The sequence below is a fragment of the Thermaerobacter sp. FW80 genome (assembly GCF_004634385.1).
Taxonomy (GTDB): domain Bacteria; phylum Bacillota; class Sulfobacillia; order Thermaerobacterales; family Thermaerobacteraceae; genus Thermaerobacter; species Thermaerobacter composti.
Window position 1 is genome coordinate 2,269,129 of record NZ_CP037895.1, and the last position, 26,404, is coordinate 2,295,532.

The window sequence follows — 26,404 nt, forward strand, 5'->3', positions numbered from 1 at the left end:
GCGGCGGCTCACCACCCCAGGGCCACCCGCGCGTGCAGCCACAGCAGCTCCACCCACGTGCGCAGCCAGGGGGATGCGGCGACCACGGCCGCCACGGGCACCAGGGCGGCCACCAGCAGATGGACCAGGTGTCGCCCCGTCACGCGCGACCGATACAGGCGGCTGACGCCCTTGGCGTCCACCAGACGGGTGCCGACCTTGAGCCGCACCAGCAGGGTGCTGGCCATGCCGGGGCGTCCCTTGTCCAGGAAGTCCACCAGGTTCGTGTGGGAGCCGACGGCCACCAGCAGGTCCGCCCCCGCCTGGTAGGCCAAGAGCATCGCCGCGTCCTCGCTGGTCCCGGGGGCCGCGAAGCGCACCGCCGGCAGACCGAGGGCGCGCAGCCGCGCCTCGCCCGGCGCCCGACCGTCGGGGTAGGCGTGGACCACCAGCTCGGCGCCGCAGGCCAGCGCCCGATCGGAGACGCTGTCCATGTCGCCGATGATCAGGTCCGGCCGGTACCCCTCGGCCAGGAGGGCGTCGGCGCCGCCGTCGATACCCACCAGCACCGGCCGCACCTCGTCGATGTACGGTCGGATGGCGGCCAGGTCGTCCCGGTACGACGGCCCCCGCGCCACCAGCAGGACGGGCCGGCCCGCCATGCGGGTGCGCAGCGGCGGCGGCTCCCAGCGACCAAGGATCAGATCCCGTTCCCGCCGGGCCCACTCCAGGGTGTTCTCCAGGAACCGGGCCAGCTCGCGGTCCAGGTTGGCCTGGGCGGCGGCCAGCCGCTCCTCCAGCCGCTGGCGCGTGAGGGGCGTGCCGCAGGCGATGACGCGCTCGCCGCACCCCACCGCGCCGTCCTCGACCCAGAGGGGGTCCCCGTCCTGCACCTGCGCGAGCAGGGCCTCGCCCAGCCCGTCCACCACCGGGATGCCGGCCTCCAGCAGGCAGGCCGCGCCCGCGGCGGGATAGCGACCCGACAGGGTCTCGTCCGCGTTGAGCACCGCGCGGACGCCCGCGTCGATCAGCGAGCGCGCCGCCACCTCGTCCATGTCGCGATGGGCCACCACGGCGATGTCGCCCGGACGCAGGCGCCGCACCAGCCGCTTGGTGCGGCGGTCGACCCGCGCCGTGCCGGTCACGCGCACGCTCCCACCCCTCCGCCGCCCGGGGCGCCGGGCCGCTCCGGCCGGCGGACGAACCGCCGGGCGGGGCCCCGGGCCGAGCGGCGGCTCCGCCGCGGCCCGGCCGGCGGCTCCGCCTCCGGATGAGAAGATTTCCAAATCCGCGGAAGGCTACGCGCCAGACGATGGACGACCAGCGGCCCGCCCCGAAGCGCGAGGCCCCCCGGCGCGCCGACCGCGCGCCGGGGGGCCTCGGGGCGGCCTGCCGGCTGCCGCCCTGTCGCCTTCCCGGACCGCCGTGCCTTCCTGTCCCCGCAGAGCCCTGCCTGCCTCCTGGGGCTACTTCATGTCCATGCGCAGGCGGTCCGCCACCATGGCGATGAACTCGGAGTTGGTGGGCTTGCCGCGGTCCGCGTGGACCGTGTGGCCGAACAGGCGATGGACCACCTCCAGGTTGCCGCGGTTCCACGCCACCTCGATGGCATGGCGGATCGCCCGCTCCACGCGGCTCGGCGTGGTGTCGTACTTCAGGGCGATGGAGGGGTAGAGCTCCTTGGTCACCGCCCCCAGGAGCTCCACCCGGTGGACGACGCGCAGGATCGCCTCCCGCAGGTAGAGGTAGCCCTTGATGTGGGCGGGGATGCCGATCTGGTGGAGCAGGTTCGTCACCTCCACCTCCAGGTTGCGATCGCGCGCGCTGAGGGGGCTACGGCGGGCAGGACGGGCGGGCGAGCCGGCCACCTGGCGGATGCGCTCGGCCAGCACCTCCAGGTCGAAGGGCTTGAGCACGAAGTAGCTGGCGCCGAGCTCGGCCACCCGGCGGCTGACGGCCTCCTGGCCGAAGGCGGTCAGCATCACCACCCGTGGGCGGCGCGGCAGGTCCATGGCGGCCAGGGTCTCCAGCACGCCGATGCCGTCCAGGTGCGGCATGATCACATCCAACAGGACCACGTCGGGCTGGACGGCCTGGATGCGCTCGATCACCTCCTGGCCGTCGTGGGCGACCCCCACGAGCTCCATGTCGCCCTGCTTCTCCAGGTAGGCGGCCAGGAGCTCGCAGAACTCCCGGTTGTCGTCGGCGATGAGGACGCGGATCGAAGTCGCCGAGGCGGCGGGGAAGGGCTCGGCAACGGCGCCTGCGGCCTGCACCATGCGCTTAGATGCCTCCTTTGCTCCCCGGGGATCCCCCATCGTGTTTGGCGGGCCCGATGACAACTCCTGCCGTTCCGCCAGGAAAACTCGTCGACGCATTCCGACACGCGGACGGCATGGATTCGCCGCGATGCGGCATCCTGGGAATAGGCTTCGCCGGAGGCCCAGGGTTTCGGGGGAACGCCGCGGCCGGGGCCCCTCAGGGCCCCGGCCGCCATGGGATCCCGCGGCGGCGGACGCCGGTTCGACCAGCCCGGCCGCCTCCACCATGCGCTCCGCCAGGACGCCGTAGCCGCGGGTGGCGTCGTTCACGAACACGTGGGTCACCGCGCCCACCAACCGGCCGTCCTGGAGGATCGGGCTGCCGCTCATGCCCTGGACGATCCCGCCGGTCCGGGCCAGCAGCCCGGGATCGGTCACCCGGATCACCAGGTCGCGCCCGTCGCCGGACGCCGTCACCCGCTGGATCTCGACGTCGAAGACCTCGGGCCTCTCCCCCTCCACCACCGTCACGATCTGGGCGGGTCCGGGCCGCACCTCGGAGGCCGTGGCCACCGGCACGGGCCGGGACCAGGGACCGGGGCGCGGTTCGACCAGGAGCCGTCCCGTGATGCCCACCGGCGTGTTGCGCTCGATGGTGCCCAGGGCCGTGGCCCCCGGCGCCACCACCCCGATCTTCTCGCCGGGGTGGCCTCGGCGCGACGGCTCGACGGCGGTGATCCGGGCGGGCAGGATCTGGCCCGACTCCACCGGCAGCGCCACCCGGGTCTCCGGGTCCGCCACCCCGTGGCCGAGGGCCGCGTAGCGACGGCTGGCCGGATCGTAGAAGGTGAGGGTCCCGACCCCCGCCGCCCGGTCGCGCACCCACACGCCGATGGCGTACCGCTGCTGGTCCCGGTTGTACACCGGCTGCAGGCTGCGGCGGAACACCCGCTGGCCCCGTTGGACCTCCAGCTCCACCGGCTTCCCCTGCCGACCGGCCGCGTCGATCAGCGCAACGGCCTCCGCGTCGCTGTCCACGGCTTCGCCGTTGATGCGGAGGATCAGGTCGCCGGGCTCGATCCCCGCCTGGCGGGCCGGGTCCGCCGTGCGCCCGTCGTCCAGCGGCACCGGCGCGTAGTCGACCACCAGGACCCCGCGGGCGCGAACCATCACCCCCACCGCCTGGCCGCCGGGGATCACCTCGACCCGGGGGACCACCTCCACCGTGACGGGGCGCAGGGGCATCCAGCCGAAGAGGCTGAGCTCCACGCGCGCCACGCCGGGGCGACGGGCCGCCAGGCTCAGGGGCAACCGGGCCGTCCCCTCTCCCTGCCCGTCGACCTCGATCACGCCGGGCGGGTCCGTCCGCACCGCCACGGGCACCGGCAGACCCGGTCCGAGCCGCCGGACCGCCTCGGGCGCGAGCCGCACGCGGTCGGGAATCGCCACCTGCCAGCGGACCAGCAGCACCAGGGTCGAGGCGGCCAGGAGCGCGAGGGTCCCGGCCCGGACCTTGGCCCTCCGGGCACGCGCTGGATCCACGGGCCTCCCCTCCTTCGCGTGGAGGGACCCCGTCCCCGCGCGCGGCCGGGCTCCTCCCCCAGCGCTCCGGTCCCGCCGGGCCGATCCCGCCGGCTCGACCCCGGCGGCCCGGACCGCCATGGCCGCATGGCGCCGGCTTGTCAAGGGGCGGCGGCGAGCGGCGGGCGCGCAGGTCCTCCTCTGCGGACGACCCCTCGCCGGGTGCCCGCCCAGGGGTAGTTTCGGGACCTTCGGGTCGCGGGATGTTGCAGAAAGGCTTCAAGGCGTGGCAGCCAGCCGCCCGCGCTGCCACCCCCGGCCCGGGCGCGGAGCCACGCGCAGCCCGGCCGGCGGTGGGTGCCGCCGGCGACAGGATGGGGATGGCGGAGGGACGGGAGGGAGCGATGAAGGGCCCCGGGCTGGCCCGCGCCGGCGCGCCGCATGGCGCGGGACGACGGCGGCGTCGCCGCGTGACCCCGGCGTCAGGGCGGCGGGCACGCCCTAGCCCGCGCGCCGCATGGCGCGGGCGCGTTCGAGCAACAGCCGCGCGGCGTCGGTCCCCTGTTCGCCGACGCCGGTACCCAGCATGCGCGCCAGCTCGCGCAGCCGCTCTTCGCCCGTCAGCGGCCGGATGCGGGTGCGGGTGCGGCCGCCGCGGGTCTCCTTGTGCACGGCCAGGTGCCGATCCGCCAGCGCGCTGATGGGGGCCAGGTGGGTGACGCACAACACCTGGCGGTGCTCCGCCAGCCGCGCCAGGCGCTGGCCGACGGCCCACGCCGTCTCGCCGCCCACGCCGGCGTCGACCTCGTCGAAGACGACGGTGGGCACGTCCCCCGCGGCCACGTGCAGGCTGCGGAGCGCCAGCATGACCCGCGAGCGCTCGCCGCCCGACGCCGCCCGGGCCAGCGGCCGCGGCGGCTCGCCCGGATTGGCGGCCAGGAGGAACTCCACCCGATCGACGCCCCGCTCGGTGAGGCGGACCGACCCGTCCTCCCACGGCACGCCGTCGGGGTCGGGCACGGTGCGGAAGGCGACGGAGAGGCCGGCCCCGGGCATGCCGAGGCTCGCCAGGATGGGGCGGAGCTCCCGGGCCAACCGTTCCGCCGCCCGGCGACGGGCCTCGTGCAGGCGGCGCGCCAGCCGGCCGCACTCCTCCAGCAGCCGCCGTCGCTCGGCCTCCAGCGCCGCCGCCCGTTGCGCGGCGTCTTCGAGCTCGGCGATGCGCTGCGCCACCTGCTCCCGGTAGGCCAGGATCTCCTCCACCGTCTCGCCGTACTTGCGCTTGAGGTCCTGCAGCTGGGCCAGCCGCTCCTCCACCTGGGCGAGGGCCGCCGGATCGTGTTCCACCGTGTCGGCGCGGGCGCGCACGTCGCGGGCGGCCTCCTCCACCTCGTACTCCAACCCGCGCACCCGCCGGGCCAGGTCCTGCAGGCTGGGGTCGACGGCCGCCGCCTCCTCCAGCGCCCGGGCGGCGGTGGCCAACCGGTCTGCCGCGGACGAGCCGGCGGCGTAGAGCTCCTCGTACGCCGCGCCAAGCTGCTGGGCGAGGCGCTCGGCCCCCGCCAGCAGACGCCGCCGGGCGGTCAGCTCCTCCTCCTCGCCGGGCGTCAGCCGCGCGCCGTCGATCTCGTCGCGCTGGAAGCGCAGCAGGTCCAGCTCCCGCTCGCGCTGGCGAGGATCCGCCACCAGCGCCTGCAGGCGCGCGCCCACCTGGCGCAGGGCGGCGACGCGCTCGGCCAGCTGCGCCCGCAGGCGGGCCACGTCCGCTCCCGCCAGGGCGTCCAGCCACTCCAGCTGCTGCTCCGGATCGAGCAGCGCCTGGTTGTCGCCCTGCCCGTGGATCTCGACCAGGTGCGCCCCCACCCGGCGCAGCAGGGCGGTGGTGACCGGCCGCCCGTTGATGCGGGCCGCGCTGCGGCCGGCCCGGGTGATCTCCCGGCTCAGGATCAGCCGGCCGTCCTCGTCGGGCTCCAGCCCGGCCTCGGCCAGGAGCGCCTGCAGCCCGGCCGGCGGACCGGGGTCGAGGACGAACACCGCATCCACCCGGCCCGCCACCGCCCCTTCCCGCACCCGGTCCAGGCTGGCCCGCTCCCCCAGGGCCAGCCCCAGCGCGTCGATGAGGATGGACTTGCCGGCGCCGGTCTCGCCCGTGAGCAGGTTCAGGCCCGGGCCGAACGCCACGCGGGCCTCGTCGATCAGGGCGATGTTCTCGATCACCAGTTCCGCCAGCACCCGGTTGCCCCCCTGCTCTCGCGTTCGCAGCGCCACCACCGCTCACCGGGCCAGCTCGCGGAAGCGGTCGGCCACCAGGGGAGCGACCTCCCGCGACCGCACCACGACCAGGACGGTGTTGTCGCCGGCCACGGTGCCGACGATCTCCGGCCAGCCCAGCTGGTCGATGGCCTCCCCCGCCGCCGCCGCCGTGCCCCGCAGCGTCTTGACCACCACCAGGTTCTCGCTGGTGTCGATGTCCAGCAGGGACTCGCGGAACAGGCGCCGCAGCCGCTCCCGGCCCCCGGGCGCGGCGTCGGGCAGGGCATAGCAGTATCGGCCGTCGCCGGTGGGTGTCTTGATCAGGCCGAGCTCCTTGATGTCCCGCGAGACCGTCGCCTGGGTCGCCGGCATGCCGCGGCGCTCCAGCTCGCGCACCAGCTCCTCCTGGGTCTCGATGGGCCGCGCCTGGATGATCTCCAGGATCAGGCGCTGCCGCTTGGACTTCACCGGCGCCCCCCTCCTTCGGGCGGGGTGAACAGCTTGGCCCGCATGACCTCGTAGAAGGGCCAGGGGTGACGCCGCACCAGGCGCAGCCTGCGCCGGCCGAGGCCGGCGCGGAGGACGCCCCCGGCCGACAGCGGCCGCGTCTCCTGGCCGTCGGCGGTGACCGCCGCCTCGCCGTCCAGCAGCTCCACCGCCACGTGGCGCTGCGGCGCCAGGAGGAAGGGCCGCACGGCGAGGGTGAAGGCGCTCAGGGGGACCACCACCAGGCACTCCAGGTCCGGCGGGACGGCGGGCCCGCCGGCCGCCAGCGCGTAGGCGGTGGACCCCGTCGCCGTCGCCACGACGATGCCGTCGCCGGCGACCTCCGCCGCCAGCTGGTCGTCCACCCGGACGCGCAGCCGCAGCAGGCGGGCCGTCGCACCGCTGCGCACCACCAGGTCGTTGACGGCCCAGAGCGCCTCGCCGTCCACCATCCCCTCGAGGACGCGCCGCTCGTCCAGGACGAACCGGCCGCGCAGCACGTCGGGCAGCACGTCCCAGACCTCCGCGGGTCCGAGCTCCGTCAGGAAGCCGACGCGGCCCAGGTTCACCCCGAGGAGCGGCACCTCCGCCGGCACCAGGCGCGCCGCCCGCAACAGGGTGCCGTCGCCGCCCAGCGAAAGGCCCAGGCCGCGCCCCCGCGGCCACCGGCCGGGGGGGCGCGGCGGGCCCTCGGCCGCACTGAGGTCGACGACCCGGACGCCCCGGCGGTCGAGCCAGGGGACCAGCTGCCGGGCCAGCGCCTGCCCGCTCGGCTTGGTGGCCACCACCGCCACCCACTCCACGGGTTCGCCGCCGGCGGCCTGCGTCCCGCCGGCGCCGGGCCCCGGCGCCTCCACCGCCGACCCCTCGGCGGCCGGGTTCGTCCCCTGGCGATCTCCATGGTATCCCATCGTCACCCGTTCCCGTCTGCGCCACCCGTCCCCACAAGCCGCTCCCGTCGGCGCCCACCGCCCCCACTGGGCGACGTTCCCACCGGGCTCGGACACGGCACCCGCCCGCGCGTCCCGGGGACTCCCCGCCCCGCGGGGTCCGCAGGGGCCGCCGCGCGACGAGGCGCGGCGGCCCGGTCGGGACGGGCCGTCGGGCGCCGCGCGGACGGCCGCCTCTATTTTCGTCTTCGCGCCCCTGCCCGGCCAAGCCGCCGCCGAGGCCCACCCACCGGTCGGCGACGCCCAGCGCCACCGGTCGGCTCACAGGCCGCCATCGGCCGGCGCGGCCGGGTGGCGACACCGCCGAGCGCCGGGTCGCGGGCGCATCCCCCGATCCGATCCCCCGCCTCGACGGCGCGCCTTCACGGCGCGACGGCCTTCCCGTCGCCGCCCGGGTCGCCGGACGGATCGTCCAGCGGCCGTACCCCGAGATCGAGCACCAGCGCCGCCAGCAGCGCCGCCCGGCGCGGGAGGGCGTCCAGGTCCACGTGTTCGTCCGGCGCATGGGCCCCGTCGCCGACGGCGCCCAGCCCGTCCAGGGTGGGGATCCCCAGCGCCGAGGTGAAGTTGCCGTCGCTGGCGCCGCCCACGGCCGCGCCCTCCACGGTCATGCCCAGCCAGCTCCCGACCGCCTTGGCGCGACGGAAGAGAGCCCGGTTGGCGGGGGTGAACTCCATCGGCGGTCGGCTGAACGATCCCAGCAGCCGCACGCGGGCGGCCGGGTGGACCGGCTCCCAGCGCCGGAAGAGCTCCTCCAGCCGCCGCGCCTCCGCCATGGAGGGCACGCGCACGTCCACCGCAGCCTCCGCCCGCCCGGCCACCACGTTGGGACGCAGCCCGCCCCGCACCACGCCGACGTTCACCGTCGTGCCGCGTCCGGGATCGGTCAGGGCGTGGAGCCGCAGCACCTGCCGCGCCAATTCCTCCACCGCGCTGACGCCGCGTCCGGGGTCGTTGCCCGCATGGGCCTCCCGCCCCTCGACGACCAGGCGGAAGTCGCCCACCCCCTTGCGCGCCGTCTTCAGGCGGTCCCCGGCCGCCGGCTCCAGCACCAGCACCGCCTGGTGCTGGCGGGCCAGCGCCTCGATCAGCGCCCGGGAGGTCCGGCTGCCCGTCTCCTCGTCGGCGGTCAGCAGCAGCGTCACCGGCGGGAGGACGACGGCCGTCCCGCCGGCCGCCCCGGCCGACCCGGCCTCCGCCGCCCCGGCCGCAGTCGCCCGCGCCGCCTGCGCCCTGGCCAGCGCGGCCAGGGCGTCCAAGGCCGCCAGGGCGATGACGATCCCGCCCTTCATGTCGAAGGCGCCGGGACCGTAGCCCCGCGCCCCCTCCCGGCGGAACGGGCGGCGGGCTGCCTCGCCCGGCGGCCACACCGTGTCGTAGTGGCCGAGGAGCAGCACCCCCCGGCGACCGGCTGCCGGCGCCTGCTGGCGGCCGGCCGCCGTCCCGTCGTCGGGGTCCCCGGCCGCGGCGGCGCCGCCGGGGTCGCGGGTCGCGGCGGGGTCGCGGCCGCCGGCGGGGTCCGCGCCCTCTGCGGGGAAGAAACGGGCGATCAGGTGGTCACCGGCCTCGCGCTGCCGCACGCGCTCGACCCAGGCTCCCCGTCGGGTCAGCTCGCCTTCGAGGAAGGTCGCCACCTCATCCAACGAGGGCTTGTGGTCGCTGGGCGAGTCGCGGTTCACCAACGCCTCCAGCAGGCGGACCATCGCCTCGCGGCGGCCGTCCAGCCACCGGGCGAGCCACGGGGCTGCGGCCGCCGCCGGCGACGCCTCCCCGCCGGCCGCCTCGGGCGCCGCCCCGCGGGCCCCCTCGCCGCGGTCCGCGCTGGAGGGATCGTCCATGGGATCGTCCATGGGGTCGTTCGTGGAGGCGATGTCCGGTACCATGGGTCGCTCACCCGCTCCGCCGCCGGGGCCCGTCGCAGGGTGGGCTGGGATCCGGCCAGCCGCGGCCGTCCGGCCTCCCGCTGCAGCTCAACAGCCCAGCAAGCGCTGCTCCCGCAGGAGCAACCGCAACCGGTCGAGCTCCGCCTCGTCGGGGCGGACCAGGGGCCGGCGTGGGTAGCCCCCGCGGTATCCCAGCATCTCCAGGGCGGCCTTCATCGCACCCAGCCCGAGCCGGGAGAGCAGCTCGTCCACCGCCGCCACCCGGCGGTAGACCTCGGCCGCCTCCGTCCAGCGCCCCGCGCGCCCGTGCTCGTAGACCTCGCAGCACTCGTAGGGGGCGACGTTGGCCGTCGCCAGGATGCCCCCGGCGGCCCCCGCCGCCAAACCGGCCAGCAGCGCCGTGGTCGACCCGACGAAGACCGCGAAGCCGGGGCCGCCCTCCCGCAGGAAGGCGATGGTCTGGGACGGCTGGCCCGAGCTGTCCTTGATGCCGGCGATTCTCGGGTGGGCCGCCAGCTCGCCCACGACGGCGGGCGAGAGGGCGACGCCGGTGTTCTGGGGGATGTGGTAGAGGATCACCGGCACGGGCGAGGCGTCGGCCACCGCCGTGAAGTAGTCCACCAGGGCCTCAGCGTCCATCTGTGCCTTGTAGTAGAAGGGTGGCCAGACCAGCAGCGCCTGGGCCCCGGCGTCGGCCGCCCGCCGCGCCTGTTCGACCGCCACGCGCGTGGCGTGGCCGCCGACCCCCGCCATCACCGGGCGGTGGTCGCCGCGGGCCGCCCGCACCACCGTCTCGATGACCCGACCCCGTTCGTCATCGCTCAGGTGGACGAACTCGCCGGTGGTCCCCAGGGCCACGTACCCGCGCAGCGGCGTCTGCCCGTAGAGCTCCACGTTGAACGCCAGCGCCTCCAGGTCGACCTCCTCGTCGGCGGTGAAGGGCGTCACCAGCGGCGCCCAGATGCCCGAGAGATCGAGGCTCACCGTCCCACCTCCTGACCCGCGCCCCGCGGGCTGCCGGCGCAGCCGCGCGCGGCCTCCGGGGGCATCTCTTCCATCCCGGCGCCGCCGGTCCCTGCGTCCGCGCCGCGGGTTCCGGCCGTGGCGGCCGTGGCGCGCCCGGGCACCGGCGGTCCACGGAGACGGGTCCCCTCAGGACACCACGCCGTCGATGCAGCGGCGGCGGGCCTCGCCAGCCAGCGCCGGCCGGTCCCGCAGCACCGCGGCCACCGGACTTCCATCGCCGCCGGCCGCCTGGCCCACCCGGTCGGCCGCCCGCGGGCTGCGCCAGAGGGCCAGGAACTCCCGGTTGCCGTCGGCGCCGCGGATCGGCGAGGCCGTGAGGTCGAGGAGCACAAGGCCGAGTTCGTCCGCCGCCGCCGTCACCTCGGCGAGCACCCGGCGGTGCACCCTCGGGTCCCGGACCACCCCACCCTTGCCCACCTCGGCCGGCCCTGCCTCGAACTGGGGCTTGATCAGGGCGACGACGCCGCCCCCCGGCACGAGGAGGTCCCGCGCCGGGGGGAGGATCAGGCGCAGGGAGATGAAGGAGACGTCGACCGTGACGAGGTCGACCCGCTCGGGCAGATCGCCGGGGGTGAGATACCGGGCGTTGACCCGCTCCATCACCACGACCCGGGGATCTTGGCGGAGGCGCCAGGCCAGCTGGCCGTAGCCCACGTCGATGGCGTAGACCCGCCGCGCGCCGTGCTGCAGTAGGCAGTCGGTGAACCCGCCGGTGGAGGCGCCGATGTCGGCGCAGACGGCGCCGCGCACCGCAGGGGCCAGGTCGAAGGCGCGGATCGCGTGCTCCAGCTTGAGGCCGCCGCGGCTCACATACGGGATGGGATCGCCCACCACCTCCACCTGGGCGGAGGGGTCCACCCGGGTGCCGGCCTTGTCGACCACCTGGCCGTCCACCCGCACCCGGCCCGCCAGGATGGCCGCCCGCGCGCGGCTGCGGCTGTCGAACCAGCCTCGCTGGACCAGCAGCACGTCGAGGCGTTCTCGGGGCAGGATCCCTCACCCCCTCCCCGACGGACGAACGCGGCGCATCGCGCGACCGCGGGCGCCGGTGGCGGCCCGTGCCCGCCGCCGGTGGCGGCGCAATGCCGGGTACAGGCGCAGGTGCGTCCATCCCTCCACGGCCTCGAGGGCGCGGCCGAGAGCCAGCAGGATCCGCCGGTGTTCCCGCAGGGCGAAGCCCTTGCCCGCCGCCTTGGCCCCCACCATGAGACCGGCCACCAGCGCCAGGACCAGCGGCGTCACCACCAGGTGGGTGCCGCGTCCGTCCAGCCACTCCCCCAGCCGCACGGCCACGGCCGCGCCCGCGGCGCCGGCGAGGGTGCCGGCCACGTCGCCGACCACGTCGTTGGCGAAGGCGGCCACGCGGTCCGCGTTGCGCACCAGGCCCAGGGCGGCCCGGGCACCGGCCCGGCGCTTGGCCGCCATGGCGTGGAAGGGTGCCTCGTCCGCCGCTGCCGCGGCCACGCCGATGATGTCGAAGAACACGCCCACGGCGACGATGACCGCCACGATGAGGACGGCCAGCGGCAGGTTGAGGGCGCGCACGGCCGACTCGGAGAGGGGGGAGGTGACCAGGGCGACGGTGAAGGTCAACAAGCCAAGCCCCACGCCCCGCCGCCATGCCGGGGCGTACCGTGAGGCCTGCGCACGCGTCAAGCCCATCCCTCCAGCGCGCGGCGCGGGCCCGCGAGGTCCGCGCGGGGCCGCGGAAAAGCAAAAGCGCCGCGAGTGGCGGCCCGCTGAGTAAACGTTGCGGCTTGAGGTCTAGCAGGATTTCCCGCTGGCCGACCGGGCCGTCGCCGGCCCGGCGGTTTCCCCTCGCACGGCCAGCCTGCCGCGTCGCCGTCGGCAGGGCTAGATTGCCACTTAGCGCGCACTGTAATCCCCAGCGGACCTTCCCGAACGGGAAACAGCCTAGGGGTTTTCCCCGACGGTCCCCGCGCTTCCTAGCCCGTTTAGCAGGCAGGGTTTCAGGGCAAGCCGGCCGGCCGGGGGCCCTCCGGCGCGGCCGGCCGCGGTGCCACCTCCACCCTGCCCACGCAGGGCGGGCTACGCTGCACACGGTCATCCCGCATGCAGGTTCGTACCCCACGTCGTAGCAGCCCGGTCGCCCGTCTGCCACGACCATGGGCCTCCGCGGGGTCAGGGTCCACGCCTGCATGCCCTTGCAGATCGCCCCGACCCCTTAACTCCCAGCAGCGACCCCCGACGGGGCGTCGGCAGCCGCCACCAGGAACTTCATCGCTGTGCCCATATGGCGGATTTTTAGGCCCGCCTTCAGAAGCGCGGGTGCCGACTAGGATACTGCGCCACCCGCGGCCGAAAACCCAACTCGACCCCCGTGCGTGGGGTCGAAGGTCTCGGTGCCGATCCCGGATCGTCCCGGCCGACCCCCACCCACCGGTCGACGGCCCCGGCTCGCGTCGTGCACCCACGGGGGGCCCGCCCCAGGGCGGCGATCCAGGGGAGCCGGCCATGCTCCATTGTAGCGCAACCGGCGGCATGTGGCCGGTGCCACGCCCGCCGGCGCGGCCGAGGGGACCAGCATAGCCGCCGCGGCCCGCCGCCGCAAGTCCCTTCGCCACCGGCTCCGCCATCTCCTTCCAGGACCGGCGCATCGGTAGCGGGACGTCGGTGACGGCGTCGGTGGGGATCCGCGCCTCGGCCTCGGCGCGCCCTGCTCCGCCGGCCTGCGGGCGTCAGCGCCGCCGCTGCAGGAGGCTCCGGGCAAGCCAGGCCAGGACGGCCGCCCGCTGGCCAAGGGGCTGCAGGCTGGCCACGGCCCGCTCCGTGGCCTCGGCGGCCATCCGGCGCGCGGCCTCCAGCCCCACCAGCCCGGGGACCGTCACCTTGCCCCGGCGCGCGTCGCTGCCCACCGGCTTGCCCAGCTCCGCCTCGTCCCCGGTGACGTCCAGGATGTCGTCCACGATCTGGAAGGCCTCGCCGAAGGCGGTGGCGTAGGCCGTCAGGGCCTCCAGGGCGGCGGCGTCGGCTCCGCCCAGTCGGGCGCCGATGCGCACGCAGGCGCAGAACAGGGCCCCGGTCTTGCGGCGGTGGATCGACCGCAGCGTCGCCAGGTCCACCGGCGCGCCGCGGGTGGCGGCCAGGTCGTCCACCTGGCCGCCGATCAGCCCCTGGGTCCCCGCGGCCCGCGCCAGCTCCGCCGCCACCTGCACCGCCACCGCCGGGTCGACGCCCCACCGCGGCAGGTCCGCCAGCACCTCGAAGGCCAGGGTCAGCAAGGCGTCGCCGGCCAGGATCGCCATCGCCTCGCCGAAGACCACGTGGTTGGCCGGCTGACCGCGGCGCATGGCGTCGTCGTCCATGGCCGGCAGGTCGTCGTGGATCAGCGAATACGTGTGCACCAGCTCGACGGCGGCGGCGGCGCGCTCCACGGCCGGCGTCAGCGCCGCGGGTCCGCCGACGCAGCGCGCGGCGGCCATCACCAGGACCGGGCGCAACAGCTTGCCGCCCGCCAGGGCGCTGTAGCGCATGGCCTCATGGATCCGGGCGGGCGGGACCTCCGGCGGCGGCAGCACCGCCTCCAGGGCCTGGCGGGCCCGTGCCGCCAGGGCGTCCACCTCCGCCCGCCATGGCTCGGCGGCGGCCCCCGGGTCCGTCACCGGTTGTCGCCCCCTTCCGCCGCCGGGTCGAGTTCCGGGGCGGGCACCAGGCGGACCGCGCCCGTGGCGTCCTCCAGCAGCCACTGGACCTGCCGCTCCATGGCCTCCAGGCGGCGGTGACACCGGCGCACCAGCTCGATGCCGCGCTGGAAGAGGGCCAGGGCCCGATCCAGGTCGGCCTCCTCCGACTCCAGCTGGCGGACGACGGCCTCCAGCTCGGCGAGCATCGCCTCGAAGGACGGCTCCGGCGCCGTGGCCGCACCCCGCCGCGGCGCCCCGTCGGGGGCCACCCCGGCGGCGTCGCCGCCCCCGACGGCGGGTCGCGAGACCCCTTCGTCCCGACCCCCATCACCGGATGGCGACGAACCGGCTCCGCCGTCTGGCGGGAATGAACCGGCTGCGCCGCCGTCCCCCGCGGCGCCCCCTGGGCGGGCACGCGGCCCGGCCGGTTCGTCCTCGCTCCGCGCTGCCGAACGCGGCGCGGCGGGGGCCGCTTCCTCTTCCAGCCCGCGAGGCTCTTCGGGAACCATCACCCGTCCTCCCCTGGGCGAAGACCGTCCAGGATCGCCGTCGCCCCGCCCTCCGGGTCGACGCGCCGCACCTCCGCCTCCAGCCGGCCCCGCGCCAGCAGCACCTCCACCCGGTGACCCGGCCGGAGGTCCGCGGCGTCGGTGAGCACCCGACCCGTCGCGTCGCGCGTGATGCTGTAGCCGCGTCGCAGCACAGCCAGCGGGCTCAGGGACTCGAGCCTGCCCGCCAGGGCCTCCAGCCGCCGCCGCTCGCCATGGAGCCGCCAGGCCATGGCGCGGCGCAGCGCGCCTTCGATCTGCCGCAGCCGTCTGCGCCGGTCCTCCAGCTGCTGCGCCGGGTGGCGCAACCCGGGCCGCCGGGCCAGTTCGTCCAGCCGCCGCCGCGCCCGCTCCAGCCGCCGCCGCATCGCGGTCTCCAGGCGGTGGGCGAGCTCGGCCAGCCGCGCCTGCACGGGTCCCAGCTCCGGCACCACCATGGCGGCCGCCGCCGACGGCGTCGGGGCGCGCGCGTCGGCCGCCAGGTCGCAGAGGGTGACGTCGATCTCGTGACCCACCGCCGAGACCACGGGGATGCGGCTGGACGCCACCGCCCGGACCACGATCTCATCATTGAACGTCCAGAGGTCCTCCCGGGCGCCGCCACCGCGGCCGACGATCAGCACGTCGGCCCCGCCCCAGCGGTTGAATCGGGCGATGGCGGCCGCGATGGCCTGGGCGGCACCCTCGCCCTGGACGGGCACGGGCGCCACCACCACGCGCAGCCGCGGGTTGCGGCGCAGGGCGACCTGGAGGATGTCCCGCAGCGCCGCGCCGTCGGCCGAGGTGACCACGCCGAGGCAGCGGGGGAAGGGCGGCAGCGGGCGCTTGCGCTCCGGGTCGAACAGCCCCTCCCGGGCCAGCCGCCGCCGGCGCTGCTCGAGGGCCAGGAAGAGGGCGCCGAGGCCAGCCGGCTCCAGGGCCTCGACGTAGAGCTGATACGTGCCGGCCGGTCCGTAGACGCCGACGCGGCCGGCGGCCACCACCTCCAGCCCGTCCTCGGGCGTGAAGGCCAAACGGGCCGCGGCCCCGCGGAACATCACGCAGCGCAAGGTCGCGGCCTCGTCCTGGAGCGTGAAGTAGAGGTGCCCCGAGGAGTGGCGCCGGCAGCTGTTGATCTCGCCCCGCACCCAGACCCGCCGCAGGCGGAGGTCGCCCTCCAGGCGCTGGCGGATGCGGGCGGTCAGCTCCGACACGGTGAGGACCGCGCCGGTCGGGGCCCCTTCCCACGCCGATCCCAGGTACGGGGGGACGCCCTGCGGTCGCCGCTCCCCGCAGGGCGCTGGACCCGGTGCCCTCACGCCGTCGCCTCCCGCAGCGGCGGGCACGCCGCCAGGCTGTCCGGCGGCCGGCCCTCGGCGCGCGCCCACGCCGCCTCGACGGTATTGACCAGCAGCATCGCCACCGTCATGGGTCCCACCCCGCCCGGTACCGGGGTCACGCCGGCGGCCACCGGCAGGACCTCCGCGCGGCGCACGTCGCCGGTCAGGCGGCCGCCCTGCCGGTTGATGCCCACGTCCACCACCGCGGCGCCGGGGGCGACGTGGTCCGCGCCGATCAGGCCCGGGCGTCCCGCGGCCACCACGAGGATGTCCGCCTGCCGCGCGATGCGCCCGAGCTCGGGCGTCCGCGAATGGCAGACGGTCACCGTGGCGTCCTGGAGCAGTAGCAACCCGGCCATCGGCCGACCGACGATGGGGCTCCGCCCGACCACCACCGCATGGCGGCCGGCCGGCGTGACGCCGTAGGCGCGCAACAGCGCCAAGACGCCCAGGGGCGTACAGGGGACGAGCCGCGGCCGCCCCCGCCAGAGGGCTCCCGCGTTGACGGGGTGGAAGCCATCCACGTCCCGGGCCGGGTCGATCTCGGCCACCACCGCCTCGTAGTCGATCCCCGCCGGCACCGGCCACTGGATCAGGATGCCGTCCACGTCGGGCCGCGCATTCAGGCGGCGGACCAGGGCGACCACCTGCGCCTGGGTCGCGGTGGCGGGCAGGTGGTGCACCTCCGAGTAGAGCCCGGCCTCCCGGCAGGCCCGGGCCTTGTTGCGCACGTAGACGAAGGAGGCGGGGTCGTCCCCGACCAGCACCGCCGCCAGGCCGGGCGGGCGCCCCATCCGTCGGCGGAAGCGGGCGGCGCGGGCCGCGACCTCGACACGGATCCGGGCCGCCAGGGACCTGCCCTCCCACAGCTTGTCCTCGCCCAGCGGCGCCTCCCTCCCCTTCGCCCCGCCGGTGCGGACGGGCCCAGGGGTACCCCGGCTCCGTGCGCCCGTGGTCGGCCCCCGCCCGTCGGCGCGTCCCTGGGACGGGTCGCCTCCATGCGGCTCCCCCAGCCCTGCCGCGGCCGGTCGCCCCCGGTGCCGCTCCCGCCGCCCTTCAGGGTTCGGTGGAGCCGCCCTCCGCCCCGGGCGCGGGGACCGGCGGCCCGGCCGGCTGCGCCTCCGCGGGATCCCCTGCCCCGGCATCGCCCTCGGCCAGCCCGCGGTCCCGCGCCAACTGGCCGAGGATGCCGTTGACGAAGCGGGCGGCGTCCTCGCTGCTGTACCGCTTCGCCAGCTCGACGGCCTCGTTGATCGCCACGGGGGCGGGACGTCGGGTCGGCCGGCGTACAACAGTTCGTAGATGCCCAATCGCAGGATGTTGCGGTCCACTCGGGCCAGGCGGTCCAGGTCCCAGTCGCGGGCGTAGCGGGCGATCAGCCCGTCGATGTCCAGCCGGTGACGGGTCACGCCCCGCGCCAGTTCCGCGGCGAAGGCCAAGACCTCCTCGCCCGGATCGTACTCCGTCGCCGCCCACTCCAGCCCCGTCTCCAGCGGGTTGCCCGCCGCCTCCCACTGGAACAGCGCCTGCAAGGCGATCTCGCGCGCCCGCCGTCGCGGTCCTCCCGACCGTCCGCCGCTGCGCCGGTCCAACGCCTGCAATCACCTCCGGCCAGGGACCGTCCCTACCCGCCGCCCCTTGGACGGCTCCCGCGGTCCCCGGCACCCGACCGTCCCGCTCCGATCCCCCGGCCAACCCCCTGGCGCCGGCTCTGCGGCCGGCCGTCCACGGCCGTCCACGTCCCCTGTCGCCGGACCGCGCCGCGCCGACCGCGACCGGGCACCGCAGCCCTGCGCGCCCGCCCCTACGCCCGGCGGCTCCAGCGACCGGCCCAACGGTCCCAGAGCTCGGCCCAGTCCCCCTCGCCCTCGTCGACACGGGCGCCCAGCCGGTAACCGACCCACGCCAGGGCGAGGCCCAGCAAGGTCCACCCGAGGCCCAACCACTTGACCAGGAGGGCCAGGAGGAATCCGGCCCCTGCGCCGACGACCTTCCCGGCATGACGCCGCCAGAACCCGCGGCCCTCCTCCACGGCCCCACCGCCTCCCGGTCACTCCGCCCGGCGGGGACGCTCGCCGGCGAAGCGTTCCACCACCACCCGGACCTCCTTCACCCGAGCGCCGACCACGGCCTCCACCGTCTCCCGGAGCCGCGCCTGCAGCTGGGGGGCCACCTCGGGGATGGGGTGGTCCGGCAACACCTCGGCCCGCACCCACAGCCGCACGCCGTCCCGGTCCGCCCGCACCCGGGGTCGCACGTCCCGGACGCCCCCGACCTGCAGCCCGCTGCGCCGGGCCAGCTCCTCCACCGCGGCCAGGGCGGTGCGCACCTCGCCGAGCTCGGTGGCCGCCGAGAGGGCGTCGCGGGGCCGCGGGCGCAGGGCGTGGTAGACGACGTGCGCTCCGCTCAGGACGAACGCGAGCCCAACGCCGGCGACGTACCACCGGGCGGGGGGCGCGACGGCCGTCGCCCACGGGAGCCAGGGGAGCCAACCCGCCGCGGGCAGGAGGAGTCCCCCCACCACCGCGGCGACCGCGGCGAGGCCGACAATGGCCAGGACCGCCGAGTTCAAGACCGCCAACACCGCAAGCCAAGGGGCCATGGCGTGCCCCCTTCCGCCTTCCAGGCGGGACGCTCCCGGGCGTCACCGGCGTCGCCCCGGCTGCCCCGGGCGCCGCTTCGCGGCGCCCGTCGACGACCCCCGGCCGGGAGGGGCGTCCGCGGCCGGGCGCCGACGCCACCGGGCCGGCCCGGCGCGAATCCGGGGTCGGTCGCTACTTGGCCCGGGCCTCCGCCTCCCGCTGCGCCTCCGGGAACGCCACCCCCTGGATGTGGATGTTCACGCTGCGCACCCGCAGGCCGGTCATGGTCTCGACGGCGCGCTTGACGTTGTCCTGCACCCGCTCGGCCACCTGGGGGATGCGGACGCCGTAGCGGACGATCATGAACAGGTCGATGGTGCACTCCCGTTCGCCGACCTCGACCTTGACGCCCTTGCCGAGGTTCTTCCACCCCAGCATCTCCGAGAGGCCGCCCACCAGGCCTCCACTGGCCATGCCGGCGACGCCGTCGATCTCCATGGCGGCGATCCCGGCGATGACGCTGACCACCTCGCTGGCGATGCGGATGTGACCGCCCTCGTCCTCCCCCGGGAGGGGGAGGAACTCGGCCTGCTCGTCCATGACGCCACCTCCCGCACCGGGCGGGCCGGCCCCGGGGGACCGCCGCGACGGTGACATTATACAGTGGCCGCGGCAACCGCGGCCAGCCGCCGCGGTTGCCGCGGCGCCCCTCAGCCGTTGCGCGTGACGATGCGGATCCCCTCGTAGCCGATGCCGGTCACCTGGCGGACGATGTCGGCGATCCGTGCCGCGTCGGCCTGGGCGAAGCGGTCGGCCTTGACCACCACGATCGCCGCCTGGTCGTAGACGAACACCACGGCGTCCTCGTAGCCCTTGCTGCGGATCAGCTGCTCGATCTGCTGCTCGACCCCCTGCCGCTGGGTCAGCTGGACCAGCGCCTGCTGCGCCTGCTCGCGGGCGCTGGCGCTGGCGTCGGGGTCGTTGGCGATGGCCTGGAGCTGCTCGATCTGGCGGTCGTAGATCGCCGTCCGCTGCACCCGCAGTTCGGCGAAGCTGCCGCCCTCCAGATCGGGGGTGGCCTCGCCGGGGAGCTGGGCGGTGCCCTCGCCCGTGGCCGCGCCCTCGGACGACGGGCTGGATCCCGCCTCGCTGCCCTCGAGGCCCACCGCGGCGCCGCCCTGCTGACCGAGGTCGACGCCGCCCGCGCTTCCCTCGTAGAGGGCGCTCTGGTGGTTGAAGTCGTCCCACTTGGCGGCGATGTACGCGAAGACCACCGCCACCACCAACAGGAAGACCAGGAAGCGTGCCGGCGAACCGGCCTGGACTTTGCTCATGCTGGGACCTCCCCGTGGTCGGCGGTCGGTGCCTACGGGCACCGCCGCCGGTTGTCGCACCCGCGGCTCACGGTCGCGACCCGTCCGCGGGCGTTCCGGCCAGCACCATGACGCGGTGCAGCGGCAGGTGCAGATACGTGGCCACCGCCTGGGTCAGGGCGGCCCGTACGCCGGGGTCGGCAGCGCCCTGCGCCACCACCAGGACCCCGGCGATCTCCACCGCGTCGACCTGGCTGATCAGTCCCTTCTCGTCCCCCCTCCCAGGAGCAGCTGGCGCTCATCCCGCTGCTCGGTGATGGTCCGGCGGCCGCCCCCGGCGTCCTGTTCCTCGGTGCGTCGCTCGGTGGAGACCTGATTGGACGCGTACTGGTACCGCGGCCCGCGGGCCAGGTGGACCTCGACCTGCACCCGGCCCGCGCCGCGGACCTGGGAGAGGATGGCCTCCAGCCGGGCGGCCAGCTGGGCGGCCATCGGCTCCAGGGGATCCACGGCCGCCGCCGTGGCGGGAGCGGCCGGGCTGCGGGAGGACGTCCCCGCCGACCCCGGGGGCCGGGCATGGGAGCCCAGCTGCCCCGCCACCAGGAGCCCGACCCCCAGGACCAGCGCGGCCACGAGGAGCAGCTGCTGGCGTCGCCGGGGATCGCGCCAGTCCAGGGTCAGGGCCAGGCCGGCCCGCCCGCCCTCACGGTGTGGCACCGGCATCACCTCCCTCCACGGCTTCGACCCAGACCACCCGCACCGCCGCCGGGGCGAGGTCGAGGCGGGCGGCCAGGGCCTGGCGGACCCGGGCCGCCAGCGACCGGCGCGCGGCCTCGCCCAAGGGGACGACCCGGCCTCCCGCCGCAGAGCCCAGGCCCGTCCCCGCTCCCCTCCCCCCCGCGGCGTGTCGGCCGGGCCCGATGGGCCCCACCCGGACCGGTTCGACCGGGCGGATGGCACCCGGCAGGACCCCCTCCCCGCCCTCGGGGTCGGTGCCGTCACGGGGGGATCCGGCCGCTGCGCCCCCGGGGTCCGAGGCCGCCGCCGACGGCCCGCCTGCGCCTTGCGGCCACGGCAACCCACCCCGGGGCGCCGCCGGGACCTGCGGGTCCTGGTCCACCGCGGACCAGGCGGGCAGGTGGAGGGTCAGCCCCAGGACCGCTCCCCACCGGGGCGATGCCGGGTCCGTCACCAGGTCGAGGTCGATGGCCAGCGGCTCCAGGCCCGTGGCGGTGCGCACCGCCTCGCGGATCAGCGTCACCAGCCGCTGGCGGTGGAGGTCGAGGGCCAGGCTGCGGGTGCGGTCCTGGGCCGCCGCGAGGTGGTCCGCGTCCACCCGCGGGGGTGTCCCCGGGACGCCGTCGGCGAGGGGGGCGGCGCCCGCGCCGGCCTGCTCCAGGATCCGCTCCCACGCGGGGACCAGGGTCGCCGGCTCCCCGCCCAGCCACGCCAGGACGGGCCGGATGATGGCCAACAGGACCAGCAGCCCCAGCACCACCTGGACGTAGCGCCGCATCGTGCCCGCCGGCAGGGCCAGTTCCACCACGCCGGTGAGGATCAGGACCAGGATCACCTGGCGGATCCACTCGCTCAGGGCGCCCATGCCCGTCCTCCTAGCGCATCATCACGGCCGCGTTGCCGGCCGCCAGCATCACCGCCAGCACGACGAAGAACATCAGCCCGACCACCGCCGTCGCCGCGCCCACCAGGACCAGGTGATCGCCCATGGACTGCAGGGCGGCGGTGACGTGGCCGGGTCCCACCGGCTGGATGGCCGCGGCCACCAACCGGTAGACGAAGACCAGGGCCACCAGCTTCAGCAGCGGCAGGGCGACCAGGGCGAAGACGGCCAACATCCCCAGCAGGTTGACGGCGTTCTTGAGGAGCATCGACGAGGTGACCACCAGCTCCACCGAGTCGGCCAGCATCCCGCCCACGACGGGGACGAAGGCGCCCACCAGGTACTTGGCCGTGCGCAGGGCGATGCCGTCGGCCACGGTTCCCGCGGCCCCCTGGATCGCCACCACGGCGAGGAAGACGGTGCCCGCCAGCCCGAGGACGAGCAGGGCCGCCTGGCGCAGCAGGCGGGAGAGACCCGACAGGCTGGACCCGACGGGGAAGTGGCCGGCGATGTCCACCACGGCCGCCAGGAAGATCAGGGGCAGCACCCCCTGGGCGATGACCACGCTGGTGGACTGGGCGGTGGCCACCACCAGCGGATGCAGGATCCCCGCCGTCGCCAGGGCCCCCGTGCTGGCCATCAACGTCAGCAGCACGGGCAGGCTCGCCAGCAGGAAGTCCACCAGCCCCTGGATGGCCTGCTGGCTGATGGCCAGGGCGTCCCGGAAGCTCACCAGCGCCAGGGCGATCAGGGCCAGGTAGGTCACGGCATAGGCCGTCCGCGCCACCGCCTCGTTGTCGAAGGCGTTCTCGATGGCCTGGAGCACCGCCAGCAGCACCGCCAACACCAGCAGGCGCAACAAGAGGCCGCTGTTGGTCGCCACCTCGCCGGCCAGGACCCGCACCAGGGCGCCCAGCAGGTCGCCGGCATCCCAGGGCAGGCGGCCCTGGCGCAGGGCCTCGAGGGTGTGCTCCCAATCCAGCCCCGGCACCGCGTCCCCGACCTGCTGGCGGACGCGCTCGAGGGCCTCGAGGAAGCCGGCGGCGCCCTCCGTCGCCTCCCACTGGCGGCGGGCCAGTTCGTCCAGGTCGGCGGCCTCCGGCAGCCCCTCCGCGGACGGCCCCCCAGCATCCCCGGCTGCGGGCGCCCCGCCGCCGGTTCCCGGGCCGCCGGCAGGCGCGGGGGCGGGCGGCGCCGTCGGCGCGAGGCGGTGGGCGGGATCGGATCCGGGCGCCGGCGCGGGCATGCCGGCCCCGGGGAAGGGGCCGGCTGGCGGGGGCGCGGCTCCTCCCGCCAGGGTCCCGTCGCCGCGGGGCAGCGAGGGGATGGCCGCCGCCTGGGCGGGCGCGCGGGCGGCGGCAGAGGCGGCGCCGGCGAGGAGCACGGACAGCACGGCGAGCAGCACCAGGAGCCCCCGGCCGGCGGCCCGGCGCCGGCCGCGGCCCGCGCGTCCCCCCCGTCCCGCGCCTCCCTCCCGGCATCGGGACGGGCCCCCCTCCCGGCACCCCGCGTCGACGCGCAGCCGGCCCACCCGCACTCCACCTCCCCCTGGATCACGCCGCCGGCAGCAGCCCGATCAACAGCTCCAGCACCGCCATGAGGATGGGCACCGCCAGCAGCAGGATGACCACCTTGCCCGCCAGCTCCACCTTGGCCGCCAGGGCGGACTCGCCCGCGTCGCGGCACAGCTGCGCCCCGAACTCGGCCAGGTACGCGACGCCGACGATCTTCAGCAGGGTGGCGGTGTAGCGGGCGTCCAGGTCGGCCCGGTCCGCCACCTCCTGCAGGACGCGGATGATGGCGGCGATGTCGTCCACCAGCAGGAGGAACACGGCCACGGCGGTGACGATGCTCAGCAGCAGCGCCCACTCGGGCCGCGCCTGCCGCAGGAGCACGAGCAGCACGCTGGCCACCAGGGCGATGCCGACCACCTGGGCGATCGTCATGGCTCTCAGCCCAGATCGAAGAGGCTCTGGATGGTCTCGAAGAGCTCGACGATGACCTGGACCGTCATCCACAGCACCACCGCCAGGCCGGCCAGGAGCACGGTGAAGGCGTACTCCTCGCGTCCGGCGGTCTTGAGCAGGGTGTAGACCACCGTGACGATGATGCCGATGCCGGCCAGGCGCAGGATCAGGTTGGGGTCGATCACCGCCAGGCCTCCTCCCTGCCGCGCCCCGCTCGGCGGGGCCCGATGACGGCGCTACAGCAGCAGCAGCCCGATGAAGGCCCCGACCAGCACCCCGCCGTACCGGTACAGGCGTCCCCAGCGCTGGTCCAGGTCGCGGGCCGCCGCCTCCGCGGCCTCGAGGCGCGCCATGGCCAGCCGCAGGTGGCGGACCTGGTCGTCCCGGTCCGTGGCCCCCAGGTAGGGGCCCAGCGCCCGCAACACCGCCACGTCGTCGGCGCCCAGCGCGGCGGACCGGGCCGCGGCCGCCAGGGCCTCCTCCCAGGCCGCGGCGGCTCCCAGGGAGCGAGGCGGGTCCAGGGCCGCCGCCGCCGTCGCGAAGAGGACCGCGGCGGGATCGGGGTAGAACCGCGCGATGCGGGCGAACGCCTCGGGGAGCGGTGCCGCGCCGAAGGCGATCTCGCTCTCCAGGGCCTGGAGGGCGGAACGCAGGATCCGCAACGCCGTCGGGCGTCGCGCCAGCTCCGCGGCGCGCAGCCAGCCCCAGGCTGACGAGGCGAGGAGCACCAGGCCGAAGCCAACCCACCCCACGGCGTCCCACCTCCGCACGAGGGCCGTCACCCGCGGCGGCTGGACCGTCCATCCCCGGGGCCCCGGCGGCCGACCGCTCCCCGGGATGCGAATCACGGCGGCCTGGCGACCGGGGGCGCGATCCCGCCCGTCCCCAGCGGCAGCCGGCTCCAGCGGGCCGGGCCGTCGCGGCGGTAGACGGCCACCGGCGTGGCCGGCCGCGGCCTGCGCTCCAGCACCACCAGCCGCCGGAAGGCCCCGGCCAGGGCCAGGGCGCGCAGCTGCCGGCGCCCCCACAGGTCCTCCGGATCGCGGGCGTGGGCCGTGGCCACCACCGTCACCCCGGCGTGCACGGCCTCGGCCACCGCCGCCGCGTCCCCGGGGCCGCCCAGTTCGTCCGTGATCAGGACCTCCGGCGAGAGGGCCCGCAAGGCGAGACCGATCCCCGTCTCCTTGGGGCAGTGGGCGAGCACGGCCGTCCGCGGCCCGAGGTCGAGGGCGCCGCCGCCGGCCAGTTCGCCGCGTTCGTCGATCACCGCCACGCGGTGGGCCGCCAACCGTCCCGGGACGCCCCGGCTGGCCAGGCGGGCCAGGTCGCGGAGGACCGTGGTCTTGCCGCTGGCGGGCGGGCCGAGCAGCAGCGCGCTGGTGAGCCGGGGACCGGTGCGGCCGGGTTCCACCAGCCAGGGGAGCAGGGGGAGCGCGCAGCCTTCGACGCAGCGGGCGCGGCGGATCACGAGACCCCAGACCCGACGGAAGCGCTCGACGCGACCGGCGTCCACCTGCACCTCGCCGGCGAGGCCCACCCGGTGTCCCCCCGGCAGGCTGAGGAAGCCCTGGCGCGCCTGCTCCTGCACGGCATACCAGGAACTGGCCGTCATGCGCTCGAGGCATACCGCCACCTCCCCCGCCGTCACCGCCGGGGCCCGGTGCGGATCGCCCACCAGGCGGCCCCCGGCGTCCACGAAGCCCTCGCCGTCGGCCAGCAGCAGCCACAGGGGTTGCCCCGTCATGACCCGGATCTCGTCGATCCGGTCGCGCAGGGCGGCGTCCACCCGCGCCAGGCGCTGGGCGAGGCTGGGGGCGAGGGACCGCTCCAAGACCGTCCACGGATCGTCGCCCCCCTCGCCCGCCACCGCCCGGTCCGGCGCAGCGGTCGACCCGGGCTGCGGGTGCGCCGGCTGCGCGGCGGGGCGGACGGGCGCGGTCTGGGAGGGCGCTCCCCGTCGCGGAAGGCCGTCGTCGGCGTGGACGGTCATCGGCTCGCCCCCTGTCCAACCTCGTTCCCAGGTATATGAGGGGCTTGACCGCTTTAACACCCCCAACGGCGCCGCCGGTGGAACGAAGCCGCCGGCCGCAAGCAAGCAGGCCGGACGCCTGCGGGCGTCCGGCCCGATACGCGGGCCCGGCGCGGGGGCCTTCGCCCCGCGCGCCGGGCCCGCTGTTCGTCGGCTCTTGCGCGTCCGGGCTCGACGGCAGCCCGGTGGCGGCGGGGAGGGAGCGGTCAGAAGGGGGCGACGGGCGCCGACGCCGTGCCGGCGGCCGCGCCGCCTGCGGCCGCCCGCGTCCCGCCCGACGGTGGATCCGCGCCGTCGCCGGCGGGGTGGGTCGCCTCGCCCCCGGCGCTCGCGGTCAGCGGCTCGTCCTGGTCGTCGGGGGCGGCGTCGGGGAGGAAGTCGTGGACCACCTCGCCGCAGTTGGGACAGACCCACTCGAACTCCTGCTCGCCCTCCTCGGGCTCCCGGTCGAATTCCAGCTCGTCGCGGGCCACGGCGTAGGCGGTGCCGCAGCGGGGACACTCCAGCAACAGGCCGTCCACCAGCTCCTCGCCGCCCGCCCGGCCGGGGCTCCCGGCGGCCTCGGCCTCGCCCCCGCGGCCGGCGTCACCCGCCGGGGCCGTCGACCGGGTCGGGATGCCAGAGTCGAACACCACGGCCCCCTCGAAGTCCGCGGGCGTCGGCTCCTCGTCCCCGCTGGGGTCGCGGACGGTCCCCTTCGGCGCCGCCGCACCCCAGTCGCCTTCGGCGCCGGCCTCCTCGCCCCCCACCGCCTCCTCCAGGTCGAACAGGTCCTGGTCGAGCTCGCCCAGGTACTCGCCCAGCTCGCCCAGCCGGCGGTCCAGCCGCTCCATCTCCTCGGCCATGGCGTCGAGCACCTCGAGGATGCCGGCCAACACCCGTCCCTCGGCCGTCTGGCCGGCCACCTCCAGCCCCGCCGCCAGGCCGCTGACGTACGCCACGCGCTGGCGCAACTGGCCCATGGCTTCGCCCCCCTTCGCGGCGTCCCAGCGCCCCTGGGCACCTGCCTAGAAATGTGCCCG

Annotated in this window: 27 protein-coding genes and 2 pseudogenes; all 29 read right to left on the minus strand. The window is 76.4% G+C overall.

Annotation, left to right across the window (positions count from 1 at the left end):
* Positions 1-8: 8 nt before the first annotated feature.
* Entirely contained in the window at positions 9-1,130 is a 1,122-nt protein-coding gene (steA, locus tag E1B22_RS09450; RefSeq protein ID WP_135225459.1) for a putative cytokinetic ring protein SteA, read from the minus strand.
* Between the two features lie 315 nt (positions 1,131-1,445).
* Positions 1,446-2,258, minus strand: coding sequence for a sporulation transcription factor Spo0A (gene spo0A / locus E1B22_RS09455; protein ID WP_135226075.1), 813 nt, complete (start codon positions 2,256-2,258; stop codon positions 1,446-1,448).
* Positions 2,259-2,570: 312 nt separating this feature from the next.
* A pseudogene (gene spoIVB, locus E1B22_RS09460) lies at positions 2,571-3,902 on the minus strand (SpoIVB peptidase); the annotation flags it as partial.
* A gap of 360 nt (positions 3,903-4,262) precedes the next feature.
* The gene (gene recN / locus E1B22_RS09465; protein ID WP_135225460.1) at positions 4,263-5,993 is read right to left on the minus strand and encodes a DNA repair protein RecN; all 1,731 of its coding nucleotides are present in this window, start codon (positions 5,991-5,993) and stop codon (positions 4,263-4,265) included.
* 42 nt (positions 5,994-6,035) lie between these two features.
* Positions 6,036-6,482 carry an arginine repressor gene (argR, locus tag E1B22_RS09470; protein WP_135225461.1) on the minus strand — a complete coding sequence of 149 codons (447 nt, stop codon included), beginning with the start codon at positions 6,480-6,482 and terminating at the stop codon, positions 6,036-6,038.
* On the minus strand, positions 6,479-7,411 hold the full coding sequence (locus E1B22_RS09475) for an NAD(+)/NADH kinase (RefSeq protein ID WP_135225462.1): 933 nt from the start codon (positions 7,409-7,411) through the stop codon (positions 6,479-6,481). The genes argR and E1B22_RS09475 overlap by 4 nt, the downstream gene beginning before the upstream one ends.
* Before the next feature lie 401 nt (positions 7,412-7,812).
* Entirely contained in the window at positions 7,813-9,333 is a 1,521-nt protein-coding gene (locus E1B22_RS09480; protein WP_243123292.1) for a M20 family metallopeptidase, read from the minus strand.
* 87 nt (positions 9,334-9,420) lie between these two features.
* Positions 9,421-10,317 (minus strand): dihydrodipicolinate synthase family protein, encoded by an 897-nt coding sequence (locus E1B22_RS09485; protein ID WP_135225463.1) that lies wholly within the window; start codon positions 10,315-10,317, stop codon positions 9,421-9,423.
* 168 nt (positions 10,318-10,485) lie between these two features.
* Complete coding sequence (locus E1B22_RS09490; protein ID WP_243123293.1) at positions 10,486-11,328, minus strand: TlyA family RNA methyltransferase; 843 nt, start codon at positions 11,326-11,328, stop codon at positions 10,486-10,488.
* A 27-nt stretch (positions 11,329-11,355) separates the two neighbouring features.
* Positions 11,356-12,015 carry a hypothetical protein gene (locus E1B22_RS09495; RefSeq protein ID WP_135225465.1) on the minus strand — a complete coding sequence of 220 codons (660 nt, stop codon included), beginning with the start codon at positions 12,013-12,015 and terminating at the stop codon, positions 11,356-11,358.
* A 1,043-nt stretch (positions 12,016-13,058) separates the two neighbouring features.
* The gene (locus tag E1B22_RS09500) at positions 13,059-13,982 is read right to left on the minus strand and encodes a polyprenyl synthetase family protein (RefSeq protein WP_135225466.1); all 924 of its coding nucleotides are present in this window, start codon (positions 13,980-13,982) and stop codon (positions 13,059-13,061) included.
* On the minus strand, positions 13,979-14,512 hold the full coding sequence (gene xseB, locus E1B22_RS09505) for an exodeoxyribonuclease VII small subunit (RefSeq protein ID WP_135225467.1): 534 nt from the start codon (positions 14,510-14,512) through the stop codon (positions 13,979-13,981). Before xseB ends, E1B22_RS09500 begins: the two co-directional genes overlap by 4 nt.
* Positions 14,512-15,849 carry an exodeoxyribonuclease VII large subunit gene (gene xseA / locus E1B22_RS09510; protein ID WP_135225468.1) on the minus strand — a complete coding sequence of 446 codons (1,338 nt, stop codon included), beginning with the start codon at positions 15,847-15,849 and terminating at the stop codon, positions 14,512-14,514. Before xseA ends, xseB begins: the two co-directional genes overlap by 1 nt.
* A complete protein-coding gene (gene folD / locus E1B22_RS09515; RefSeq protein ID WP_371413498.1) occupies positions 15,846-17,015 on the minus strand; it encodes a bifunctional methylenetetrahydrofolate dehydrogenase/methenyltetrahydrofolate cyclohydrolase FolD in 1,170 nt (389 codons plus the stop codon). Before folD ends, xseA begins: the two co-directional genes overlap by 4 nt.
* On the minus strand, positions 16,927-17,130 hold the full coding sequence (locus E1B22_RS13445; RefSeq protein WP_243123871.1) for a transcription antitermination factor NusB: 204 nt from the start codon (positions 17,128-17,130) through the stop codon (positions 16,927-16,929). The genes folD and E1B22_RS13445 overlap by 89 nt, the downstream gene beginning before the upstream one ends.
* 83 nt (positions 17,131-17,213) lie before the next feature.
* Positions 17,214-17,471: pseudogene (locus E1B22_RS13450) on the minus strand (transcription antitermination protein NusB); the annotation flags it as partial.
* A 203-nt stretch (positions 17,472-17,674) separates the two neighbouring features.
* Positions 17,675-17,902 (minus strand): DUF2273 domain-containing protein, encoded by a 228-nt coding sequence (locus E1B22_RS09525; protein WP_135225469.1) that lies wholly within the window; start codon positions 17,900-17,902, stop codon positions 17,675-17,677.
* An 18-nt stretch (positions 17,903-17,920) separates the two neighbouring features.
* The gene (gene amaP / locus E1B22_RS09530; RefSeq protein WP_135225470.1) at positions 17,921-18,472 is read right to left on the minus strand and encodes an alkaline shock response membrane anchor protein AmaP; all 552 of its coding nucleotides are present in this window, start codon (positions 18,470-18,472) and stop codon (positions 17,921-17,923) included.
* A 172-nt stretch (positions 18,473-18,644) separates the two neighbouring features.
* Complete coding sequence (locus E1B22_RS09535) at positions 18,645-19,052, minus strand: Asp23/Gls24 family envelope stress response protein (protein WP_135225471.1); 408 nt, start codon at positions 19,050-19,052, stop codon at positions 18,645-18,647.
* A 110-nt stretch (positions 19,053-19,162) separates the two neighbouring features.
* Positions 19,163-19,786: a SpoIIIAH-like family protein gene (locus E1B22_RS09540; RefSeq protein ID WP_135225472.1), complete on the minus strand. Its 624-nt coding sequence runs from the start codon at positions 19,784-19,786 to the stop codon at positions 19,163-19,165.
* 67 nt (positions 19,787-19,853) lie between these two features.
* The gene (locus tag E1B22_RS13455) at positions 19,854-20,006 is read right to left on the minus strand and encodes a hypothetical protein (protein WP_243123294.1); all 153 of its coding nucleotides are present in this window, start codon (positions 20,004-20,006) and stop codon (positions 19,854-19,856) included.
* A gap of 17 nt (positions 20,007-20,023) precedes the next feature.
* The gene (locus tag E1B22_RS09545; protein ID WP_243123295.1) at positions 20,024-20,482 is read right to left on the minus strand and encodes a stage III sporulation protein AG; all 459 of its coding nucleotides are present in this window, start codon (positions 20,480-20,482) and stop codon (positions 20,024-20,026) included.
* The gene (locus tag E1B22_RS09550; RefSeq protein ID WP_135225473.1) at positions 20,469-21,368 is read right to left on the minus strand and encodes a stage III sporulation protein AF; all 900 of its coding nucleotides are present in this window, start codon (positions 21,366-21,368) and stop codon (positions 20,469-20,471) included. The genes E1B22_RS09545 and E1B22_RS09550 overlap by 14 nt, the downstream gene beginning before the upstream one ends.
* Positions 21,369-21,378: 10 nt before the next feature.
* On the minus strand, positions 21,379-22,791 hold the full coding sequence (spoIIIAE, locus tag E1B22_RS09555) for a stage III sporulation protein AE (protein ID WP_243123296.1): 1,413 nt from the start codon (positions 22,789-22,791) through the stop codon (positions 21,379-21,381).
* Between the two features lie 148 nt (positions 22,792-22,939).
* On the minus strand, positions 22,940-23,332 hold the full coding sequence (gene spoIIIAD, locus E1B22_RS09560; protein ID WP_135225474.1) for a stage III sporulation protein AD: 393 nt from the start codon (positions 23,330-23,332) through the stop codon (positions 22,940-22,942).
* A 5-nt stretch (positions 23,333-23,337) separates the two neighbouring features.
* Positions 23,338-23,538, minus strand: a complete 201-nt coding sequence (spoIIIAC, locus tag E1B22_RS09565) for a stage III sporulation protein AC (RefSeq protein ID WP_135225475.1) — start codon at positions 23,536-23,538, stop codon at positions 23,338-23,340.
* A gap of 51 nt (positions 23,539-23,589) precedes the next feature.
* Positions 23,590-24,105, minus strand: coding sequence for a stage III sporulation protein AB (locus tag E1B22_RS09570; RefSeq protein ID WP_135225476.1), 516 nt, complete (start codon positions 24,103-24,105; stop codon positions 23,590-23,592).
* A 92-nt stretch (positions 24,106-24,197) separates the two neighbouring features.
* On the minus strand, positions 24,198-25,343 hold the full coding sequence (locus E1B22_RS09575) for an AAA family ATPase (protein ID WP_243123297.1): 1,146 nt from the start codon (positions 25,341-25,343) through the stop codon (positions 24,198-24,200).
* A 245-nt stretch (positions 25,344-25,588) separates the two neighbouring features.
* A complete protein-coding gene (locus E1B22_RS09580; RefSeq protein ID WP_135225477.1) occupies positions 25,589-26,344 on the minus strand; it encodes a CD1247 N-terminal domain-containing protein in 756 nt (251 codons plus the stop codon).
* Positions 26,345-26,404 lie beyond the last annotated feature (60 nt).

Bases quoted from the DNA above. Each gene is read 5' to 3' on its own strand.
- E1B22_RS09475 (WP_135225462.1), bottom strand. From the start codon at position 7,411: ATGGGATACCATGGAGATCGCCAGGGGACGAACCCGGCCGCCGAGGGG.
- E1B22_RS09575 (WP_243123297.1), bottom strand. From the start codon at position 25,343: ATGACCGTCCACGCCGACGACGGCCTTCCGCGACGGGGAGCGCCCTCC.
- E1B22_RS09550 (WP_135225473.1), bottom strand. From the start codon at position 21,368: ATGGGCGCCCTGAGCGAGTGGATCCGCCAGGTGATCCTGGTCCTGATC.
- spoIIIAD (WP_135225474.1), bottom strand. From the start codon at position 23,332: ATGACGATCGCCCAGGTGGTCGGCATCGCCCTGGTGGCCAGCGTGCTG.
- spo0A (WP_135226075.1), bottom strand. From the start codon at position 2,258: ATGGTGCAGGCCGCAGGCGCCGTTGCCGAGCCCTTCCCCGCCGCCTCG.
- E1B22_RS09540 (WP_135225472.1), bottom strand. From the start codon at position 19,786: ATGAGCAAAGTCCAGGCCGGTTCGCCGGCACGCTTCCTGGTCTTCCTG.
- xseB (WP_135225467.1), bottom strand. From the start codon at position 14,512: ATGGTTCCCGAAGAGCCTCGCGGGCTGGAAGAGGAAGCGGCCCCCGCC.
- E1B22_RS09580 (WP_135225477.1), bottom strand. From the start codon at position 26,344: ATGGGCCAGTTGCGCCAGCGCGTGGCGTACGTCAGCGGCCTGGCGGCG.
- E1B22_RS09535 (WP_135225471.1), bottom strand. From the start codon at position 19,052: ATGGACGAGCAGGCCGAGTTCCTCCCCCTCCCGGGGGAGGACGAGGGC.
- E1B22_RS09480 (WP_243123292.1), bottom strand. From the start codon at position 9,333: ATGGTACCGGACATCGCCTCCACGAACGACCCCATGGACGATCCCATG.
- amaP (WP_135225470.1), bottom strand. From the start codon at position 18,472: ATGGCCCCTTGGCTTGCGGTGTTGGCGGTCTTGAACTCGGCGGTCCTG.
- folD (WP_371413498.1), bottom strand. From the start codon at position 17,015: ATGCCGGGGCAGGGGATCCCGCGGAGGCGCAGCCGGCCGGGCCGCCGG.